Below are 20,988 nucleotides of genomic sequence, written 5' to 3'. Positions count from 1 at the left end.
AGGTCTGCCTTGCGACGCAAGAAAAGCTTGCATGCGAGTTTTATCAGGGAGCCTGATGGCGGGACGTCTGGACCAGATGCGACGGAAATACGAGTACCTGCTGCGGCGTATCTTCCACTCCTACTTCCTGGTCGCCCGCGGCATGACGCTCGGCGTCCGCGCCGTGGTGCTGGATCGGGACAATCGCGTCTTCCTGGTCAGGCACAGCTATGTCAGCGGTTGGTACCTGCCGGGCGGCGGTGTCGATCTCGGTGAAACCATGGAAGGTGCGATGCGGCGCGAATTGAAGGAGGAGGGCGACATCGACCTCACCGGGGAGGCGGTGCTGCACGGCATCTTCCTCAACAGCCACGTCTCGCGCCGCGATCATGTCGCGGTCTATGTGGTCAGGGAGTTCAACCAGGAGCAGCTGCCTGAGCCCAATCGCGAGATCATCGAATGCGGGTTCTTCGCAAGCTCGGCCCTCCCCGAGGGCACCACGCCCGGCACGCGGCTGCGGATCGCGGAGGTGCTGGAGGGGCGGCCGCAGATTACGACGTGGCGATGACGGGCGGCTATGCTAGTAGGGCGGCGCGTTCCCTGGGGGCGCCGTGGAAACCGGATGAAGAGCCTCAAAATTACCTTCGGTCTGATCGGCCTTGCGATCCTCGCCAGCAACATCGTGACGATGTCGCGCTGGAACGAGGCGCGCGGCGTCTATGACGACATCTGCTATCTGCGTCAGGCCCACCTGTTCCAGCGCTTCGGCATCGGCGGGCTCGACACCAATGCTGCGCTCGACGACGACGGTTATTTCGAGAGCAAGCTGAAGGAGATCGGCTTTTCCGGATGGAAGGAGCCGGGGCGCTGGCCTTGCCACACCCCGATGCCAGGCGACAAAATGGTGCTTCAATATCCGCCGGGCACAGGCGCGCTGCTGGCGCTGTTTCCGGCCAGACACCAGGCTGTGCCGCTCTATGTCGGCGCGAGCCTGATCGTTTCTGCCCTTGCGCTGCTCGGCATCCTCGCGGCGCGGACGCTGCCGTTGACCGTGGGAGCAGGTAGCTTCGGCGCGCTCGCGATCTATCTCATGATCAACCCGGCCAAGGCGAGCTATTCGATCGCGCCGACCATGGCGGTCTGCGCCGCCGCGGGATTTTTGACCGCATGGTGGCTGCTGAGGGCGCGGCAGAGCCTGTGGCCGATCATGCTGGTCGGCCTCCTGTTAGGGCTCTCCGTCAATTTCCGCCTGCCCAATGCGCTGCTCGCGGCCGGTTATTTCCTGTTCCTCGGCATTCTCTTCGTGCAGTCGCGCAGGCTCATCACCTTCGCGCAGGGCCTTGGCTTCAGCGTTGCTTTCCTTGTCGGGACGGCGCCGACATTGATCGCCCAGGCCATCAACGCCGGCAGTCCGCTGGCCACCACCTATGGCAGCGCCGACGTGGTGGCGCCCGCCTTCAGCCTCACCGTGCTCGGCCAGTATCTGCGCGACATGCAGTTCGTGTTGATCGTGCTTGCGATCGGCGCGACGGCCTGGCTGCTGCGGACGGGGGAGGGCGGCGTGCGCCAGGTCGCGCTCGTTGCTGCCGGCAATCTCCTGGTCAATCTCGTCTTCTTCCTGAGCCACCCGGTCTTCACGCCCTATTACGTCGTGCCGATCGCGATGCTGACGCTGTGGAGCACGGCCTTCGCCGCGCTGATGCAGCCGATGGAAGCCTCTGAAGCGGCGCCGCTGCGTCATGGGGCCGCGAGTATTGGAGCGCTGTCGCCATGACATCGACGGAGCTTCGCGTCGCCGTGCTGGTGCCCTGCTACAACGAGGAAGCGGCGGTCGCGACCGTCGTCGCCGATTTCCGTAAAGCCCTGCCTTCGGCCGAGATCTACGTCTACGACAACAATTCGCGCGACCGCACGGCGACCGTTGCGCGCGAGGCCGGCGCGATCGTGCGCAGCGAGCGGCGGCAGGGCAAGGGCCACGTGGTGCGCCGCATGTTCGCCGATGTCGAGGCCGACGTCTATGTGCTGGTCGACGGCGATGCGACCTATGATGCGCCGAGCGCTCAGCGTATGATCGACAAGCTCCTCGACGAGCATCTCGACATGGTCGTCGGTCTCCGCATCGATCAGGCACAGGCCGCCTACCGGCTCGGCCACCGAACCGGCAACCGCATGCTGACAGGCTTCTTGTCGTCGACCTTCGGCCAGGCCTTCAAGGACATCCTGTCCGGCTACCGCGTGTTCTCTCGCCGGTTCGTCAAGTCCTTCCCGGTGCTCTCCGACGGCTTCGAGATCGAGACCGAGCTTGCGGTCTACGCGCTCGAGCTGTCGCTGCCGGTCGCCGAGGTCGAGACGCCCTACTATGCGCGCCCCGAGGGCTCGTTTTCCAAGCTCAACACCTGGCGCGACGGTTTTCGCATCGTCGGCACCATGGTCAAGCTCTACCGCTCCGAGCGGCCGCTGCGCTTCTTCACGATGATCGGAATTCTGCTGGCGGTGGCGTCGATCATCCTGGCGATCCCGATCGTGATCACCTTCATCGAGACCGGCCTCGTGCCGCGCTTTCCGACCGCCTTTCTGTCGATGGGCCTGATGATCATGGCGCTGCTCGCAGTGTCGTCGGGGCTCGTGCTCGACACAGTCACGCGTGGCCGGCGGGAAATGAAGATGCTCGCCTACCTGTCCCAGCCGGCACCGAAAACGAACTGAAGTTGGGTGCAACTCCCATGGACCTCCACATTCGCAGATGCTACTCCGCTTCTTGTATTGACGCGTTTTCTTAACGCGAACCGGTGCCCACTTCGCTCGAAAACGCTGTGATAATATGAACGATCTCTCTGTCACCATCCTTCCCGAGGCCGCAGGCGATGCGCAGGCGATCGAGCGGCTGCATGAGCGCACCTTCGGGCCCGGACGCTTCGTGCTCAGCGCCTACCGCATCCGCGAGCATGTCGACCATTTGCTCGAGCTCTCCTTCACCGCCCGCATCGGCACGTTGATGGTCGGCTCGGTGCGCCTGTTGCCGATCACGATCGGCGACACCAAGGCGCTGCTGCTCGGCCCGCTCACGGTCGAGCCGCCGTTCCGCGGCCGTGGCGTCGGCCGCTTGCTGCTCGAGCGCGCCCTGAAGGACGCGAAGGCGCAGGGCCACGCCATCGTGTTGCTGGTCGGCGACGAACCGTATTACAGCCGCGTCGGCTTCAAGCCGGTGCCGAAGGGCCGCATCACCATGCCAGGCCCGGTCGACGCCAGCCGCATCCTGGTGTTCGAACTCATCGACGGCGCGTTCGAAGGCGTGTCGGGCCCGGTCGGTCCCGACTGGAGCAAGGCACGGGGGTAGGTGAACGGCCTGGGTGCCAGCAAGACCTTCCTCCTGGACGTCTTGAACTTCTTTCAATCGCGCGTGCATGGAGCGGACGCGAATTCGGGCCAACACCGTCTGCCGCACCTCCGCAGAGTGTAAGCGGTCACCGGGATAGCACCTGGACGAGCCTTGGATTGAAGACTGCGTCTCACTGCCGTGGAGACATTCAGCCGCCAGCCCGGTCATGGCCCCGACCGCATCTGCTGGGTGCACCGGCTTGTTGCGCCAGGACGATACTCGCCCGCAACACTACGGTGTCCGTTTCTGATCTCCGTAAAACGGTTGTAAAGCATTGTCTGCTAGTTCCGGACGGACGACTAGCCGGAAACGATTTTTCCGTGGGCGCTTCCCGATCGAGGACGGCCTATCTATCCCGGCCCCACAAATTGATGACCAAGGTAGATATCGGCACGAGATTCTTGTCATGACGGACCAGGCACGCTCCGCCTTCATTTCCAACGAAGAGCTCTCGTTGCCGTCGCGAAGCCCGGCGGACATCGCGCCGCACAAAGGCGCGAGAGGCCTGCAGGACGAGCTGAGGGAGCGCTGGTCGCCTCACGATGAAGAGCCCGAACACGAGCAACGTGCCGACAGTTCAAAGACAGCCCAAACGGGCCGGATTGTCCGACGCAGTTTGCGGGTCGTCGCCGGACTTGTAATCGTTGCGGTATTTGGCTGGATGCCGCTGCGCGCGATGTGGCAAGCCTCCAGTGTGGAGGCCGTCGTCAACTCACGCCTTGTAACGCTCAGGTCGCCGATCGATGGCCAGGTATTTTCCCGTCTCGACCTGTCTCGACAAATGGGGCCGGTGAGCGAAGGCGCATTGGTCCTTCGCATCGTCAATCCGCGCGGCGACCGAATGCGGCTTGACGATTTGCGGCGACAATTGGCCCGCCTTGAAATCCAGCGGCCGAGCCTGTCCGCAAAGCTCGACGCCGTGCAAGCGGCACGGCAGGACCTCGCCCGGCAGGCGGCGCAGTTCAGGGACGGTCGCATCCTTCAGCTGCAAGCACGGATCGCGGAGCTGCAGACTTCCATCGAAGCTGCCGCGACGCGGCTGGAAGAGTCGACCGCAGCCGTTGAGAGGGCTTCATCGCTGGCCAAATCGGGCAGCGTTTCCACGGTCGAACTCGCCCGAGTGACGCGCGAGCAATCAGTCGCGCGACAGACTGAACTCGGGGCGCGCAAGCGACTTGAGGCGGCCATGGTGGAGCTTGCGGCAGCCAGAAACGGCACGTTCCTCGGCGACAGTTACAATGATCGGCCAAGTTCGGTTCAGCGCGAGGAAGAGATGCGGCAGCGCGCTGAGGATCTCAAAGCGGACCTTGCGCAAGTCGACGCCGAGATCAACTGGCTCGCTGGCGAGATCGTCTCCGAGCGGACGCGTTACGTCGAGCGTTCGGAGGCCGATATCAGGTTGCCGGCAACGGGCCAGGTATGGGAGATGATGACGTCGACTGGTGAGGATGTCCGAGCAGGCCAACCACTGCTGAAGATACTGGATTGCACGCAGGCCGTGGTCACTGCGAACGTCACCGAACGGGCCTACAACCGGTTGCAATTGGGTGACCAGGCGACATTTGAGCCCAGCGACGGCGGACCGGCGATCGACGGAACGGTGACAAATCTCACGGGCGCGTCGGGCGCTCCGGCCAATCTCGCGATCAACCCTGATGCACTCAGCAAAGAGCCGTACCGCGTCACGGTTACGCTTCCCCCCGTGAATGCCGTGGCAAATGGCTGCACAGTCGGACGAACCGGGCGCGTCGTATTCTCCGGATCAGGTTCGAAGCCATGACAGCGGCCCTTGTGCCGGCTTTCATTGCGCTGGGCGCCTGCATGGCAGTTCTGCCGCTGCTGAACCGCGACAATGTTTTTGCCCGATCCCTGATGACGGGCATGTCGTTCATTCTGATGGCGCGATACTTCTACTGGCGCCTCACGCAGAGCCTTCCCGAAGTGGCAATGACCGCCGACTGTCTGGTCGGCTATCCCTTCATGCTCGTAGAAGCCGCCTCGCTGATCGGCGTTGCCACCTCCCTGCTGTTTCTGAGCCGCACGATCGATCGCTCCACCGGCGTGAAAGCGATGGATCCGCGACCGAAGGAGCACCTTCCCCTGATCGATGTCTTCATTTGCACCTACAACGAGGAGAGAGCGATCCTCGAGCGCACGATCATCGGCGCCACGGGCATGAGCTACGGCAACTATCGCGTCTGGGTGCTCGATGACGGTCGGCGCCCTTGGCTGAAGGACCTCGCCGGGGAGCTCGGGTGCCGGTATTTGACTCGCGCCGACAATCGTCACGCCAAGGCCGGCAACATCAACAACGCTCTGCAACAGGTTGGGAAACTCGAGGAGCGCCCCCATTTCATTTCGATCCTGGATGCCGATTTCGTGCCCAGGCCGGATTTTCTGACCAGGGCGATGGGTGTCGTCACCGACGATTCGATCGGGGTCGTGCAAACACCGCAGCACTTCATCAATCCCGATCCGATCCAGACCAACCTTGCGGCCGCGGAAGTCTGGCCCGACGAGCAGCGCTTCTTTTTCGATATCCTGATGCCGGCAAAAGACGCATGGGGTGTGGCCTTCTGTTGCGGCACATCATCCGTCATCCGGTACGCCGCGCTCACGCAGATCGGAGGGTTTCCGACGGATTCGGTGACCGAAGACTATCTCTTGTCCTTGCGGCTCAAGGAGCGCGGTTTCCGTACGGTTTACCTGAACGAGCGGCTTACACTCGGATTGGCACCAGAGGGACTGAAAGAGTACATCACGCAGCGCGGGCGCTGGTGCCTCGGCTTGGTTCAGATCGTAAGGGGGCGCAGCGGCCCGTTTTCCGCCCGCTCTTCACTTTCGGTCATCGACCGGCTCTCGCTCATCGATGCTTTCCTTGCCTGGGCAGCCGTGTACGGCATGAAGGTGCTGGGGCTCATCGTGCCCTGGCTGTTCCTGCTGTTCGGGATCAGAGCCGTGCATGCCGACTTGTTCGAGCTGCTGCAATACTTCCTTCCGTTCTACGTCTGGAATGCGTTCACGATGGCCTGGATCTCACGAGGACGCGCACTCGCCATCATGACGGACGTGTCGCAATACATTGCGGCGCCAGCCATTCTCAAAGCGGTTGCCACCGGCCTGGCGCGACCGAAGGGGCACAAGTTCAAGGTTACGGCAAAGGGTGGAGATCGCAACCGGCGTTTCATCGAGTGGCCGCTATTGCGGATCTATGGCACCGCATTGGCCATTACGTTGGCTGCCATCGCCTATGCCTTTATCATTCACCTGCGCGGCGAAAACATCGCATATGGCGGGCTGGCACTCGGCTGGAGCCTCTACAATTGTGTGGTCCTCAGCATCGTATGCTTCGTCTGTATCGAGCAGCCGCGACAGAGGAAGGCAGAGCGATTTGCCCGCGATGAGCCCATTCTGATCGACGACGGGAACAATGTGCGACTGTTCCGCCTCGCTGACATATCCATAACCGGAGCGCGCTTCACCGATCACGCGCCCCCGCCAATCGGCGCGCAGGTCGGGTGCCAGGTCTATGGACGCAGCATCGTCGCAACCGTAGTGCGTCGGACGTACGATGGGTTTGCGGTGCGCTTCGATGAAAGCGTGGGAGCTCGCGTGCAGGCCGTGCGCGCATTCTACGCGGGCGAATATGTTCACTCGTTCCGTGGCGTTCGCGCCACGCCCGTCGGCAAGGCGCTCCTCATGCGCATGTTCGGGTGAAAAAGCGCGATGACGATTCATCCTAATCTCATCGCGCTTTAGCCCAGTCAGGAAGCGCGGCGCCTCGAGGTCGCCGCGGATGTGGCCATCGAGCCGATCCCCTGCGGCTCTAGAACTTGAAGTTCGCAAACGCCCGCACGCCGATCCCGGGCAGCAGCACCTCGTCCTTGGTGTAGGAGACCGAGTTGCGGATGTTCTCGTTGAGCAGGTTGTTGCCAACGAGACCGACCAGCATTTCGCGCGCACCAAAGGCGTTCGGCTCGAGCTTGGTCTTGTAGCTGACCTCTGCCTTGAGGAGATTGTAGCCCGGCGTCGGTGTCTCCGCGATCCCTGCGATGTTGTTCTGCGGGAAGGCGTGCAACAGGTTGACGCGCATGAGCCAGTTGTCGTCGCGCCAGAAAAGGCCGCCGCCCATCCGCAAAGGCGGTATCCGCGGCACGTTGGTGCCGTCGGTAAAGGTGGCGCGGACCACGTCGCCCTGGGTCTCGATGCCCCAGATCCCGCCCTGGAAGGGGCCGACGTCGAGCTGTGACTGGAATTCGCCGCCGCGGAAGTTCGCATTCGCCTGCGAATAGACCGCCTGATTCAACTCAGCGCCGGCCGTGCCGCACGAGGCAAAATCGTCGCCGCACATCACGCCGGTGAGCCGGCGATAGATGAAATTGTCGAAGTGGGTGTAGTAGGCGGTCGCCTCGAAGCGGAACGGCCCCGTGGCCTTGCGCAGGCCGATCTCGACCGACTTCGCCGTCTCGATCGTGAGGTTCGGATCGCCGATGTCGAAGGTAGCAGTGGCGTCATGGGCGCCGCGCGAGAACAGCTCCGCCGGCTTAGGCGCGCGCTCGACATATTGCGCGGTGATGCTGCCGACCATGCCGCCCGGAAGGTCCTGCAACAGGCCGATGCTGCCGCTCTTGGGCGTGAACGACGGATTGCGAACGATGCTCGTTTGCGCAGTGCCGTCGGCCAGGAAATCCGGCGTCGAACCGTGCAGCTCGACATGCTCGATGCGGCCGGCGATCTGCGCCCTAGTGTGGTCGCTGAATTTGAATTCGTTGAAGACGTAACCGGCGACGCGGTAGTTGCGGTTCGAGTCCCACAGGCCGTTGAACAGCGTACCTGGATTATCCGGACTCGGTGCGGTCAGCTCCTGATGGCCGGCCTGGAAACCGAATGCGGTCGTCACTTCGGCGAAACGCACATTGAACGGCATCAGCTGCGTTTCGACGCGCATCTCCTCTTCGCGGTTGGTGAAGGTCTGCCGCACACCGTCTGTCGCCGGGTCAGCGGGGTTGGCGAGCCCGAGCTCGTTGTGGCGATAGTTGGTGGCGCCCATCCACAAGCGGATGGTATCGATTCCGGCGGCATCGGGGCGATACTCCCCTTTGACGTTGATCTTGGTCTGATGCGCGTCGATGCGGGTCCGATGATCCGCGCCATCGATGCCGGGGATCTGATAGAGCGCATCGTTCTCTGTGATCGACGCGCCGATGAAGCCGCCCGTGAAGACATAGGAGCCGCCGATCGACGCGCCGTCGCCTTGCGTCGCCGAGTTCGGTTGATGGCCGCCGACCGGCCGTGTCTGGTCGAACAGATAGGGGTAGCTCGGAATCGAATAGTCGGACGTCTTGCGGCCGTAGACGTCGGCATGGAATGCGAAATTGCCGCCGCCGGTATCGAGCAGGAGCCCGCTTTCGACGCCGCGATCGACCGAACTGAACGAGGTGCGGGTCTCGGCCGTCAGGCAAGGCGAGGTTTCAGCTGTGGCGAGTGGCGCCTTGGCCGGCATGCCGTAGGTCTGGAACGAAGGCGCGCAGGTGGGCAGGGCATCGGGGATGCGATTGTTGGTCGCGCTCACCACGCCGCCGATCGAGGTCGAGCCGTAGCGCAAGGCGGCGGGGCCGCGCACCACTTCGATCTGATTGGTCGCGAGCGGATCGATCGGAACGAAGTGATCTTCACCGAGATCGGAGGCCCCGCCCGCATTGGTGCCGTTCTCGACGATGCCGACGCGGTTGACGTCGAGGCCGCGGATGATCGGCCGGCTCGACGCACCCGGCGCGAAGGTCGAGCCGGTGATGCCGGGTTTTGCGAACAGGAGATCGCCGAGCTGTCCGCCGCCGTCGCGGCGGATCTCCTCGCTGGGCACGACGGTGACCGTTGCGAATTGGTTGGTGACGACCGGGAGCACGCCCTGCTGAGGCGCTGCGGGTGCCGGCTCCGGCGGATGCTCGCGATTGCGGGCGGGGACTCTGCGCGCGACGCGCGTCGTCGGGCGCGCCGGCACGATTGCCCTGCGCACGATCGGGCTTGGTGCCGTCACGGTGACGGGCGGCAGCTCGGTGGAGGGCTTGTCCTGTGCGATGGCGGGTGTCGCGGCAAGGCCGAGCATGAGCCAGCTCGCTCCGCCGAGACGCTGCGCGCGTCCTGGATGAGATGTCATTGTTGTTCTGCTTCCAATCAGGCGCCGGGCAACACCTGTGTGTTGACAGGCGGCGACCTGCCGTCTTGATCTGACGGACTTCGACCTCAACTGCTCCCGGGTGCTCGTCCGCGCGTCAAAAGCGAACGAGTCCAGGCGTGCTCAATGCTGGAGAGATCAGGAGGCGGGAGGGGCGCGCGGCTGGAACGCGCGGCCGGCCGATTTCAGATGGATGAATTCGGCGTCTGTGGTGCGGTAGAGGAATTCGACCGCCTGCGGCAGATGCAGCAGCGGCGGCGTTGCGAACACCACGGTGCTCGCCATCGAGACGACGGCGCAGATCGCGCAATTGTCGTCGCCCTGCTGGTCGTGGTCCGGGTTGGCCGGCGACTGCTTCTGCAGCGCCGCGCGATCAACTGACGCGATGCCGTTGGCCTGCTGCGATGACTGGAGTAGCGGCGCAGCTTGCGCAAACCAGTGGCTGTGGCCGAAGGTCAGCGCAAATTGCACCAGCATCGCGAAGATCGCGAGCCGGGCGCCGTGCCTGATGTTCGACCGGAACCACTTCATCCGAAAACGCACCCCGCATCGGGAGGGCCAATCCCCCGGCCATCACGATGTTACAATGTAACATCGCAGGAGCGTGGCGCACATGTCAACAGCGGGAGGCGTGGCCGCTGTGGCCGGACTCCCGGCGTGATCTTCATGCAACGGAATTCGTAGAGGTCAGCGCCCTTCGCGCACCCAGGTCGCGGCAAACGCGCCGAGCAGCAACAGCAGCCCGATCAGCCCGGCGAAGATCGGCAGCACGCCGACCCCCTTCACCACGCTGGCATCGCGCATCCTGACCCCCATCCAGCCGTCGCCGTGGAAGATGGAGGCGGAGCGCACCGGCACGACGCGCGGCAGCTCGACGCTCGATCCGTCGACGACGCGCACCGCATCGCCCCCGGTCGCCTGCGTCAGCGGCTTCAGCGTCTCGGTGGTGGAGGTGACCTCCGAAAACTCCTTCGGATTGGTCGGGCCGACATTGATCAGCGCCTTCAGCGTGCCGTCGGTGGCCTGCCAGAGGCCGAGCTCGCCTGCCGGCAGGCTCGCGCGCCATTCGCCCGGGTCGCCGGCATTGAGCGTGAGATCGCGTGTCACGCCGGAGGGCGACGTCACCGTCACGGGCTGCACGGCGTCCGCCATCGTCTGGCGTACCACCACGAGATCCTTGCCCTGCACCTGAAGTCGCAGCGCCTCCTCGTCGAGATCGGGCTGCTTCATCAGCCAGTGCGACATGCGCCGCAGCAGGTCGAGATGCGGGCCGCCGCCCTCATAGCCGCGCGCCCACAGCCAGATGTGGTCGGTCAGCAGCAATGCGACGCGGCCGTCGCCGAAGCGCGACAGGAACAGCAGCGGCTTGCCGTCGGCGCCGGTCATCACCGGCGAGCCCGTCGAGTTGCGGGTGTCGACGGTGCGGAAGAAACGGCTCCAATGCGGCGGCTCCGATGCCGAGCCCTCCAGCCCGCGCGTGACGGGATGGCGCTTACCGGTGTCGGAGAGGTGCGCATAGAACGGCTTTTCGGTGACGCCGACCGGCTCGGCCGGCAGCACGGAATCCAGTGGCGTGCGCCAGATGCTGGTGTTCGAGGCATAGTCGGGACCGGCCGAGACCAGCACCGCGCCCCCAGAGCGGACATAGCGCGCGATGTTGTCGAAATAGGCTATCGGCAGCACGCCCTGGCGAGCGTAGCGATCGAAGATGATCAACTGGAACTCGTTGATCCTCTGCTGGAACAGTTCGCGGGTCGGAAACGCGATCAACGACAGTTCGTTGATCGGCGTGCCGTCCTGTTTCTCGGGCGGACGCAGAATGGTGAAATGCACGAGATCGACGCTGGCGTCGGACTTGAGCAGGTTGCGCCAGGTGCGCTCGCCGGAATGCGGCTCGCCGGAGACGAGCAGCACGCGCAGCCTGTCGCGCACGCCGTCGATCGCGACCACCGCACGGTTGTTGACCGGCGTCAGCTCCTTCTCGAGCGGCGAGGCCTCGATCTCGACGATGTTCGGGCCGGCATGCTTGATGTCGACGTCGACGCTTGCGGTCTGGCCGCTCGACAGCGTGCGTTCGCTGATCACCTCGCCGTCGCGGCGGATCGTGATCTTGGCGCGATCGCCGCTGACGCCCTGGTCGTCGAGGCGATAGGTGATGGTCTGGGTCTGGCCGACGATGCCGAAACGCGGCGCCGCGGTGATCGCGATGCGGCGGTCTCGCTCGTCCTTCTGTCCGGTGATCAGTGCGTGCACCGGCGCCTGGAAGCCGAGCGCGGCAGCATTCGGGGGAATATCGTGAACCCGGCCGTCCGTGATCAGGAAGGCGCCGGCGACGCGGTCGACGGGCACGTCGGAAAGTGCAGACGAGAGCGCGCCGAACAGTTTGGTGCCGTCGGTTTCGCCGTCGGCCTGTCCGGCCTCCACGACGCGCACCTCGAGGCCCTTGATCCGCTTCAGGCTGTCGACCAGCGCCTCCTGCGCCTGGGCAGCTTCGCGGGTGCGATTGCCAAAATTCTGGCTCGGGCTCTTGTCGACGACGACCGCGGCCACCGAGGTGAGGGGATCACGGTCCTCGCGGGTGAAGGAGGGGTTTGCGAGCGCGAGCAGGAACAGCGCCAGCGCGGCCACGCGCACGGCTGCGCCACGCGCCCGCGCAAGCAGCAGGAGAATGGCGATGACCACGATCGCGGCGAGTGCGATCCACAAGACGATCGCGGGGACAAGCGGCGTGAACGCGATGCCGTAATTCATGTCGCTCCTATTGCCCGAGCCGCTCGATCAGCGCCGGCGCGTGCACCTGGTCGGCCTTGTAGTTGCCGGTCAGCGTGTACATCACGATGTTGACGCCGGCGCGGAAGGCGAATTCGCGCTGGCGCGGCTCGCCCGACGTCAGCGGCAGCATCGGCTGGCCATCGGGGCGGATCGCCCAGGCGCCCGCAAGATCGTTCGAGGTGATGATGATCGGCGAGACGCCGTCGCCGCCACGTGCCGGGCGCTGCGCGCTCTCTTCCTCTTCCTCGCGCGGTAAGGTCTCGACCCAGGTCTGTCCGGTGTTGAAACGGCCGGGGAAGTCGCGCAGCAGATAGAACGTCTTGGTCAGCACGTGCTCGCGCGGCACCGGCTCGAGCTCCGGGACGTCGAGCGAGGACAGGATCTCGCGCAGCGCCTGCATGCCGGGTGTCTGCGATGCGCCGTTCTCGCCGGGGGGCGCTTCGACCGCGTCGCGGGTGTCGAAGATCACGGTGCCGCCCTGCTTCATGTAGGCGTCGACCTTGTTGATGGCGTCCTGCGGCGGTTTTGCCGCGCCCGGAACGATCGGCCAGTAGATCAGCGGGAAGAAGGCGAGTTCGTCGCGCGCCGGATCGACGCCGACCGGATCGCCGGCCTCGAGCGCGGTGCGCTGCGCCAGGAACAGCGTCAGCCCGGACATGCCGGCTTTCACGATGGAATCGACGTCGGCGTTACCAGTCACGACATAGGCCAGGCGAGTCTGCGAGACGGCTTTCATCGCGAAATCGTCGGCAGCGCCGTCGGCGCGCGATGGTGCGGGCGACATCAGGCTGGCGAACACCAATCCGATCGCGAGCATGGCGGTCGCCGCGCGCCGCCGCAACAGCGCGGCGAGGCCGCCGCCGAGCAACGCAACGATGATGGCATCGACTAGGAACAGCGCGAGCGAGGTCGAGAGCAGCCAGCCACGCAAATCGCGCGGCTCTGCGTTGGTATAGGTCGCGTGCCGGGCGCGAAGGCTTGCCGTGCTTAGCGGGGCGATACGGTCGGCGGCGGCGAGCGTGTTCACGGCCAGCGGTCCTTCCGCGGGGCCGTAGAAGCCGGGCGGATGATCGGGCGTGGCGCGGTCGCGGTAATCGGCCGACAGCGGCTTCGCGGTCGTCGGTGGCGGGCCGAAGGCGCCAAAGCCGTCGAGGATGTGCAGCGGCGCCACCGTCTCGGCGCTGGCCTCGCCGGCAACGCCTGGGCCGGGTTTGGAGGTGTAGCCGGACATATCGACGATCCGCCTCAGCATTTCGACGAAGGTGCCCGACATCGGCAGATCCGACCAGCGCATGTCGGCAGAGACGTGGAAGAGGCTGACCAGACCCTTGCCGCGATGCTCGCCGGTAACGAGCGGTGTGCCGTCTTCGAGCGAAGCCCAGCTCCTGGTCGCGAGCACCGCATCGGGCTCCGCGAGCACCTGCCGGCTCACTGTGACGTCCTTGGGGACCGGGACGCCGGCGAACGGACCGTCGGCGGTGAAGGCGGCGAGGTGCTGCGGCTTCTCCCATGTCAGGCTGCCGCCGAGCGTGCGGCCGCCCTTACGCAGCTTCACCGGCACGAGGTCGTCCTCGGCCTGCGCGAGGCGGGGACCTGCGAAGCGCACCAGCACGCCGCCCTGGTCGACCCAGGCGTTGAGGCGCTCGCGGATTTCGGGCGCGACGGTGCCGACATCGGCCAGAATGATCATCGGCAGCTTCTGGTCGAGGAATTGCGTGATGCCCTGCTGCGGCGCGCCCTTGTCGGCGAGGCGGACGTCGGCGAACGGCGCCAGCGCACGGGTGAGATAGAAGGTCGGCGCCAGCAGGGGCTGCGCGGTCTCGCTGGTCGCGCCGGAGACGATGCCGATGGCGCGGCGGCGCCAGCGCTTGTCGAGCAGTTGCACGGCGCCCGCGGAGCGCTCGCCGGAGATCTCGAGACGGGTGATGTCGTTGCGCAGCTCGACCGGGAGATCGAACGACGCCTCGGTCTCCTTGTCCTGCGGGCCGAAAGTGTAGCGGGCCTCACCGATCGGCGATCCCTTCTGGTCCAGCGCGCGCACGGTGCCGGCAGCAATGCCGCTGTCGGTGCGCAGCACCTTGACGACCATCTTGGCGGCCGCATTCTCCGCCGCGACCAGCGCCAGCGGCGAGGACGTGCCGCCTTCAAACACCGTCAAGCTGCGGTCTCCGATCGTCTTTGTCAGGCCTTGCAGGAATTCCTCGCCGCGGCCGGTATCGACGCCGTCGGACAGCCAGGCGATCTCGCAATCACCGGTGGCCTTCAGGAAACGATCAATCGCGGCGAGCGTCTCAACACGCTCGACGGAATAGGGCTTTGGCGCGAGCTGCCGCAGCGCAACGCGGGCTGCGCCGGCCGGCATCAGCGTGATGTCGCGGTTCGGCTCCGAGAGCGGCACCAGCGCGACGGCGCGGCGGTCGTTGTCGGCATTGGCGATCAGCTCGTCCGCGGCCTTGATCCTGCTGTCCCAGTTTGAGGCCGCGCTCCAGCCGTCGTCGAACATGATCATCAGCGGCGCCTTGCTGCCGGCAAGACCGGTCTGCGGATTCCAGATCGGGCCGGCGGCTGCGAAGATCACCAGCGCGGCTGCGAGCAGGCGCAGCGCCGTGAGCCACCAGGGCGTGCGCGAGGGCGTCTCTTCCTTCGGCGCGATGTCGAACAACAGGCGCGTCGGCGGGAACTCGATGCGGCGCGGCCGCGGCGGCATCACGCGCAGCAGCCACCACAGCACCGGCAGGCTGACGAGCCCGATCAGGAGCAGCGGTTCGGTGAAGGCGAGCGGCAGGCTTCCGATCATGCGGCGGGTCCCGCTTTGACGGTGGTCGAGCGCACGCCCGATTTGCTCACCTGCATGCCGGCATGCAGGAACAACAGCAGTTCGGCGGCGGAGCGATCGGTGACGTGGGTGGTGAACAGCCAGTCGAGCGTGTTGGTCTCGCCGCGGATCTGGTCGCGGTGGAGTGCGAGCCGCGCGGTGTAGTCCAGGGCCCAGCTTTCGGCGCGTCCCGCTGTGATCGCGCCAAAGCCCTCGGGCTCGACGAATTCGACGCGGCCGGAATAGGGGAACGTCTCCTCGGCGGGATCGACGATCTGCACCAGGGTGCCATGGGCGCCGGAGCCGGAGAGCCCCGCGAGCATGCTCCTGATCTCGGCGATCGGCGACCAGAAATCGGACAGCACCACCGTCTCGGCGAGCGCCGAGGGCACGAAGGACGGCGGCAGGCTCGGCCGTTCTGCATCGTCATGCAGCATCGCCTGCGCCATCTTGTCGATGACGCGGCTGCTTGCGGTGGGATTCATCAGGCCGGGAATGCCGACGCGTTCGCCGCCGGAGACGAGCAGTTCGGCCAGCGCGAATGCCACGATCAGCGTGCGCTCGAGCTTGGAGTCGCGTGCCTGCCTGGATGCAAACGCCATCGAGGGCGAGCGGTCGGGCCAGATCCACACCGTGTGCGCGGCTTCCCATTCGTGCTCGCGGACATAGAGATGGTCGTCACGCGCCGAGCGTCGCCAGTCGACGTTCTGCGCCGGCTCGCCGGAGATGAAACGACGATATTGCCAGAAATTTTCACCGGGGCCGGCGCGGCGGCGGCCATGCAGGCCGTGGATGACATTGGCGGCGATGCGGCGGGCTTCGAGGACAAGGTGTGGCAGCGATGCGGCGAGCGTTCGGCTTTCGCCATCGGCACGTCGGATCGCAATGATCTCCTTCGCTATGTGCCCGTTCGCTGCGGCCATCAACCGATCCGTGTCTTCAATTGCCGGATCACGTCCGGAATCGTGCGGCCCTCGGCGCGGGCCGTGAATGTCAACGCCATGCGGTGCTTCAGCACCGGCTCGGCGAGGTCGAGCACGTCGTCGATCGACGGCGCGAGGCGGCCGTCGAGCAGCGCGCGTGCGCGCACGGCCAGCATCAGCGACTGGCTGGCGCGGGGACCCGGTCCCCAGGCGATCAGCTTGCCGGCTTCGCCACCTTCGGGGCCGGGACGGGCCGAGCGCACCAGCGACAGAATGGCTTCCACTACGGAATCACCGACCGGCAAACGCCGCACCAGCCGCTGGGCCGCGATCAGCGCATCCCCCGTCATCGATCCCTTCGCCAGCGTCTCCTCGGCGCCGGTGGTCTCGAACAGGATGCGCCGCTCGGCGTCGCGATCCGGATAGTCGACGTCGATCTCCATCAGGAAGCGGTCGAGCTGCGCTTCGGGCAGCGGGTAGGTGCCTTCCTGCTCCAGCGGGTTTTGCGTCGCCAGCACATGGAACGGCTTCGGCAGATCATGACGCGCGCCGGCGACCGTGATGTGCTGCTCCTGCATCGCCTGCAACAGCGCCGATTGCGTGCGCGGGCTGGCGCGGTTGATTTCGTCGGCCATCAGGAGCTGCGCGAAGACGGGACCAGCGATGAAACGGAACGAGCGTTTTCCCGCGGTGCTCTCATCGAGCACCTCTGATCCGAGAATGTCTGACGGCATCAGGTCGGGCGTGAACTGGATGCGCTTGGCGTCGAGGCCGAGCGTAACGCCGAGGGTCTCTACGAGCTTGGTCTTGGCAAGACCGGGCACGCCGATCAGCAGCGCATGACCGCCGGAGAGGATCGTCACCAGCGTGTTCTCGATCACGCGGTCCTGGCCAAAGATGACGGTTGCGATCGCGTCCTTGGCGGCGCGAATCTGTCCCGACACCTGCTCGGCCGAGCGGACGATCACGTCCTCGAGTTTTTCGACACTTTCCGCCATCCGTCAGCTCCTTAAGCCGTTCACGCAGCCTGCTCGCGTCGTCGTCTCATCACATGCCAGCTCTTGGCCTCATGCTAGACTTGCAGGAAGGCCCTGTATTCGCTGAATTAAGCTATCCCCACCTTATCGGCTTCGGGATATGTACGGCATCACGAAGTGGCGACCTTGCACACCGGATGATTCCGGTGTGGAACCGCTCACCGAGGTACAACGTAGACCTGCACCAATCGTGCCAAAGACAGAGTCAGGGCAAACCATGGCGAACCAAGGGCAGAGCAAAAATCGGGGCCTTGACGGCCTGACCGCCGCCGCCAGGAACGCCGGTGCTGCCCAAAAAGGGCTGCCCCCGGTGCATCTGTGGAATCCGCCGTTTTGCGGCGATCTCGACATTCGAATCGCCTCCGATGGTACGTGGTTCTACATGGGGACGCCCATCGGCCGCCCGGCACTGGTGCGCCTGTTCTCGACCATCCTGAAACGCGAAGGGGACAAGCACTTTCTCGTCACGCCTGTGGAGAAGGTCGGGATTCGCGTCGACGACGCACCGTTCATGGCGGTCGAGATGCAGACGGAGGGCGAGGGCAACCATCGCGTGTTGAGCTTCCGCACCAATGTCGACGACTGGGTGAGGTGCGATGCGGCGCATGGCTTGCGCTTCGAGCAGGCGGCCGACGGCGGGCTGACGCCGTACTTGCACGTGCGCTCTGACCTTTGGGCCAAGGTGACACGTGCGCTCTACTACGATCTGGTTGACATGGGCGAGGAGCGGATGGTCGATGGCCAGCCGATGTTCGGTGTCGAGTCGGCCGACGAATTCTTCGCCATGGCGGATGCTGAGCAGGTGAGGGCCGCGCTTTGACCAAGCCGTTTCTGAAGGACGAACCTGCCCGGTTGGGCGCGGCGGATTTTTTCGCCCGCTCCAAGGCGCGGCTGACCTTCGACGTGCCGCCCGCCCTCTACGATCCCAACATCGTGCCGATGTCTGGTGATCCCGGCACCGACAAGATGCTGCAGATCATTGCGCGCGAGCAGCCGGTGCGCCCCGCGGCGGTCCTGATTCCGGTCATCGATCGGCCCGAGCCGACCGTGCTGCTCACGCAGCGCTCCGCGCATCTGAATGACCACGCCGGGCAGATCGCCTTTCCCGGCGGCAAGATCGACGCGATGGATGCCTCTCCGCGCGATGCGGCGCTGCGCGAGGCCGAGGAAGAGGTCGGCCTGTCGCGCGATTTCGTCGAGCCGGTCGGCTATCTCGATCTCTATGGCACCGCCTTCGGCTTCCGCATCCTGCCGACGGTTGCAAGGGTGCAGCCGGGATTTGAACTGGCGATCAATCATTCCGAGGTTGATGACGCCTTCGAGGTGCCGCTATCCTTCCTGATGAATCCGGCGAACCACCAGATGCACAGCAAGGAATTCCGCGGCATGGAGCGCTTCTACTATGCGATGCCGTTCGCGGAGCGGTACATCTGGGGCGCGACCGCCGGCATATTGCGTGTGTTGTATGAGCGGATCTATCTGCCATGATCCGGCCGGCGCTGACCGAGATCGGAATCTTCCTCATTCCCTTCGCGGTCTATGCGTTGTTCCTGGTCGCGACGCGCTCGGGCCTGTTCGTGCAGTCGTCCTGGCCGGTCTACGCCATCGCCCGTCTCGTGCTGGTCGCGCTGGTGCTGGTGATCGCGAGCCTGGTCGGACTTGCGCATTTCACCGGCGCCTCGCCGAACTCGACCTATGTTCCAGCACATGTCGAGAACGGCAGGCTCGTGCCGGGCGTCGAGAAATAGGGGCTGGCAGATGAGAGCGGAGCCCCTGCTTGCCGATGCCTCCTGGCTGACCTCCGGGGGGACCGCGCATGTCCTGCGGCTGTTGAACGCGGACGGCGAGGAGGCGCGCGTGGTCGGCGGCGCCGTGCGCAACGCGCTCCTCAAGCTGCCGCCGGGCGACATGGACATCGCGACCACCGCATTGCCGGAGGAGGTGATGCGGCGCGCAAAAAGCGCCGGCATCAAGAGCGTGCCGACCGGCATCGACCACGGCACCATCACCCTGGTCATCGACGGGCACCCGTATGAGGTCACTACGCTGCGCGAGGATACCGAGACCTTCGGCCGCAAGGCCAAGGTTGCGTTCGGCCGTGACTGGGTGAGGGACGCCGAGCGGCGCGACTTCACCATGAACGGGCTCTCGGTCGACGCGAAAGGCGTCGTGCACGATTATGTCGGCGGGCTTGCCGACGTCGCCGCACGGCGCGTGCGTTTCATCGGCGATCCCGACCAGCGCATCGCCGAGGATTATCTGCGCATCCTGCGCTTCTTCCGCATCCACGCCGCCTTTGGCCTGGGTGAGCCGGACCGCGACGGCTATCTCGCCTGCATCCGCGGCCGCGCCGGGCTTGCCGGTCTCTCGGCCGAGCGGGTGCGCATGGAAATGCTCAAGCTGCTGGTCGCAGGCGGCGCTGCAGCAGCAGTGCTCGCGATGGCCGACAGTGGCCTGCTCCTGCCGTTGATCGGCGGCGTGGCCTATACCGGCCCGCTGGCGAGGATGATCGCGATCGAGCACGAACTCGGCCTGCCGGCAAACGCGACCCGGCGCCTCGCCGGACTGACGGTCGCCGTTACCGAGGATGCCAAGCGCGTCGCGTCGCGGCTCAGGCTCAGCAATGCGGAGGCCAAGGCGCTGGATTCGATGGGGCACCGCTGGTGGCGGTTCGCCAACAAGGACGAGGCCAATGCGCGGCGGCTGCTCTACCGGTTGGGCGCCGAGCGCTATCACGATCGCGTGTTGCTGGCCTGGGCGAGGGACGGCGGCGACGTGAATTCGGCGCGCTGGCGCGAGCTTGCCGAACTGCCGCAACGCTGGATGCCGCCGAAATTCCCGCTGAAAGCTGCCGACTTCATCGCGCGCGGAATGGCGGAAGGGCCCGCGCTCGGACATGTGTTGACGCTCGCCGAGGACGCTTGGCTTGCAGCGGATTTTCCCCTAGAGGAGGCGGCGCTCGCTTCCATCGCCGATCAAGCTGCGGCACGCGTCAGCCGCGATCAGAGAACGTGACCATCGTCTCAGGCTTCGCCGATATCTCGATTTTGCAGCTTCTGCTGGTCGCGTTGATGGCGTTGTTTGCTTCGATCATCGGTGGGCTCGCCGGCTATGGCACCGGCGCGCTGATGCCGCTGGTGCTGGTGCCGATGGTCGGCGCTGAGCCCGTGGTGCCGATCATCGCGATCTCCGCGATCTTCACCAATCTCAGCCGCGCAGTCGCCTATGTCAGCTATGCCGATCGCCGCCGCGCCCTGATCGTGCTCGCGCTCGGTCGGTTATGGCGCGCTGGTCGGCGGCACCTCGGGCTCGGGCGTGATCCTGCTCTCGCTGTTGATGGCCGCAGGGCTGGAGGGCGCGGCGGTGATCGCGACCGACGCGATGATCTCGCTCGGCACCGGCCTCATCAAGATCTCGGTGTTCGGCCTCGCCGGCGCGGTGACTGCGCAGGTGCTGGCGTTCGCGCTCCTGATCGGCGGGATGGCGGTGCCGGGCGCATTCCTGGCAAAGGCCTTTGTCGAGCGGATGCCGGTGCACATCCACGCCGCGATCCTCGACGTCGCGGTGATCACGGGCGGGCTGGTGATGATCTCGGCTGCGGTCAAACAGTTTGTTTGACAGACGATCGCGGCCCAGGCAGCGTTTGCGCCTGGGTCGCGAGGTGACGCTATCGACCTGTCGCTGAGCCGCAATCACTCCTCGTCTTCATCTTCCTCGTCTTCGTCCTCATCGTCCTCGTCGTCTTCCTCTTCGGGGCGCTCGAGCGCGGCCAAAGGAAGCGTCTCGCGAAACAGATTGCCTTCCATGCCCATCCAGAGGCAGAGCACGTCCTCCTCCTTGACCTCGACGACGGTCAGCGGCTGGCCGCCGGATTTCAACATCACGACATCGCCGGCTTTCAATTCCAT

The 20,988-nt window shown here is 65.3% G+C and carries 17 protein-coding genes and 1 pseudogene; 11 read left to right on the top strand and 7 right to left on the bottom strand.

From position 1 onward, the window contains the following. Nucleotides 1-55 precede the first annotated feature (55 nt). The 6 genes from QA640_RS33800 (at nucleotide 56) to QA640_RS33775 (ending at nucleotide 7,075) form a co-directional block, all read left to right on the top strand. On the top strand, nucleotides 56-547 hold the full coding sequence (locus tag QA640_RS33800; protein WP_283037126.1) for an NUDIX domain-containing protein: 492 nt from the start codon (nucleotides 56-58) through the stop codon (nucleotides 545-547). Between the two features lie 54 nt (nucleotides 548-601). After that, a complete protein-coding gene (locus QA640_RS33795) occupies nucleotides 602-1,753 on the top strand; it encodes a hypothetical protein (protein WP_283037125.1) in 1,152 nt (383 codons plus the stop codon). Beyond that, nucleotides 1,750-2,685: a glycosyltransferase family 2 protein gene (locus QA640_RS33790; protein ID WP_283037124.1), complete on the top strand. Its 936-nt coding sequence runs from the start codon at nucleotides 1,750-1,752 to the stop codon at nucleotides 2,683-2,685. Before QA640_RS33795 ends, QA640_RS33790 begins: the two co-directional genes overlap by 4 nt. A 115-nt stretch (nucleotides 2,686-2,800) precedes the next feature. After that, nucleotides 2,801-3,316, top strand: coding sequence for an N-acetyltransferase (locus QA640_RS33785; protein ID WP_283037123.1), 516 nt, complete (start codon nucleotides 2,801-2,803; stop codon nucleotides 3,314-3,316). 448 nt (nucleotides 3,317-3,764) lie between these two features. Beyond that, the gene (locus QA640_RS33780; protein ID WP_283037122.1) at nucleotides 3,765-5,138 is read left to right on the top strand and encodes an HlyD family efflux transporter periplasmic adaptor subunit; all 1,374 of its coding nucleotides are present in this window, start codon (nucleotides 3,765-3,767) and stop codon (nucleotides 5,136-5,138) included. After that, a complete protein-coding gene (locus QA640_RS33775; RefSeq protein WP_283037121.1) occupies nucleotides 5,135-7,075 on the top strand; it encodes a glycosyltransferase in 1,941 nt (646 codons plus the stop codon). The genes QA640_RS33780 and QA640_RS33775 overlap by 4 nt, the downstream gene beginning before the upstream one ends. A gap of 109 nt (nucleotides 7,076-7,184) precedes the next feature. Here the strand turns inward: QA640_RS33775 and QA640_RS33770 are convergent, their stop codons facing one another. The 6 genes from QA640_RS33770 to QA640_RS33745 all read right to left on the bottom strand — a co-directional run bounded on the left by QA640_RS33770 (nucleotide 7,185) and on the right by QA640_RS33745 (nucleotide 17,041). Beyond that, a complete protein-coding gene (locus tag QA640_RS33770; protein ID WP_283037120.1) occupies nucleotides 7,185-9,515 on the bottom strand; it encodes a TonB-dependent receptor in 2,331 nt (776 codons plus the stop codon). Nucleotides 9,516-9,671: 156 nt separating this feature from the next. Continuing rightward, nucleotides 9,672-10,064, bottom strand: coding sequence for a DUF2946 domain-containing protein (locus QA640_RS33765; protein ID WP_283037119.1), 393 nt, complete (start codon nucleotides 10,062-10,064; stop codon nucleotides 9,672-9,674). A 156-nt stretch (nucleotides 10,065-10,220) separates the two neighbouring features. After that, nucleotides 10,221-12,284, bottom strand: coding sequence for a hypothetical protein (locus QA640_RS33760; RefSeq protein ID WP_283037118.1), 2,064 nt, complete (start codon nucleotides 12,282-12,284; stop codon nucleotides 10,221-10,223). A 7-nt stretch (nucleotides 12,285-12,291) separates the two neighbouring features. Continuing rightward, on the bottom strand, nucleotides 12,292-15,102 hold the full coding sequence (locus QA640_RS33755; protein WP_283037117.1) for a DUF4159 domain-containing protein: 2,811 nt from the start codon (nucleotides 15,100-15,102) through the stop codon (nucleotides 12,292-12,294). After that, the gene (locus tag QA640_RS33750; RefSeq protein ID WP_283037116.1) at nucleotides 15,099-16,043 is read right to left on the bottom strand and encodes a DUF58 domain-containing protein; all 945 of its coding nucleotides are present in this window, start codon (nucleotides 16,041-16,043) and stop codon (nucleotides 15,099-15,101) included. Before QA640_RS33750 ends, QA640_RS33755 begins: the two co-directional genes overlap by 4 nt. Continuing rightward, nucleotides 16,043-17,041 carry a MoxR family ATPase gene (locus QA640_RS33745; RefSeq protein WP_283037115.1) on the bottom strand — a complete coding sequence of 333 codons (999 nt, stop codon included), beginning with the start codon at nucleotides 17,039-17,041 and terminating at the stop codon, nucleotides 16,043-16,045. Before QA640_RS33745 ends, QA640_RS33750 begins: the two co-directional genes overlap by 1 nt. Before the next feature lie 256 nt (nucleotides 17,042-17,297). Here QA640_RS33745 and QA640_RS33740 point away from each other — a divergent pair, with 256 nt between their 5' ends. From QA640_RS33740 to QA640_RS33720, 5 genes and pseudogenes are all read left to right on the top strand, one after another. Further along, the gene (locus QA640_RS33740) at nucleotides 17,298-17,900 is read left to right on the top strand and encodes a DUF1285 domain-containing protein (protein ID WP_283042966.1); all 603 of its coding nucleotides are present in this window, start codon (nucleotides 17,298-17,300) and stop codon (nucleotides 17,898-17,900) included. Then, nucleotides 17,897-18,568 (top strand): CoA pyrophosphatase, encoded by a 672-nt coding sequence (locus tag QA640_RS33735; protein WP_283037114.1) that lies wholly within the window; start codon nucleotides 17,897-17,899, stop codon nucleotides 18,566-18,568. The genes QA640_RS33740 and QA640_RS33735 overlap by 4 nt, the downstream gene beginning before the upstream one ends. Beyond that, a complete protein-coding gene (locus tag QA640_RS33730) occupies nucleotides 18,565-18,828 on the top strand; it encodes a DUF6111 family protein (RefSeq protein WP_283037113.1) in 264 nt (87 codons plus the stop codon). Before QA640_RS33735 ends, QA640_RS33730 begins: the two co-directional genes overlap by 4 nt. A 10-nt stretch (nucleotides 18,829-18,838) precedes the next feature. Beyond that, nucleotides 18,839-20,095: a CCA tRNA nucleotidyltransferase gene (locus QA640_RS33725; protein ID WP_283037112.1), complete on the top strand. Its 1,257-nt coding sequence runs from the start codon at nucleotides 18,839-18,841 to the stop codon at nucleotides 20,093-20,095. Next, nucleotides 20,092-20,698 (top strand): annotated as a pseudogene (locus QA640_RS33720) (sulfite exporter TauE/SafE family protein). The gene QA640_RS33725 and the pseudogene QA640_RS33720 overlap by 4 nt, the downstream one beginning before the upstream one ends. Nucleotides 20,699-20,772: 74 nt before the next feature. Here QA640_RS33720 and QA640_RS33715 read toward each other — a convergent pair. Then, nucleotides 20,773-20,988, bottom strand: a complete 216-nt coding sequence (locus QA640_RS33715) for a DUF2158 domain-containing protein (RefSeq protein WP_283037111.1) — start codon at nucleotides 20,986-20,988, stop codon at nucleotides 20,773-20,775.

This window comes from Bradyrhizobium sp. CB82 (assembly GCF_029714405.1).
Lineage (GTDB): Bacteria > Pseudomonadota > Alphaproteobacteria > Rhizobiales > Xanthobacteraceae > Bradyrhizobium.
The sequence above is the reverse complement of the archived record's forward strand: the minus strand, read 5'-3'. Positions and strand labels throughout refer to the sequence as shown.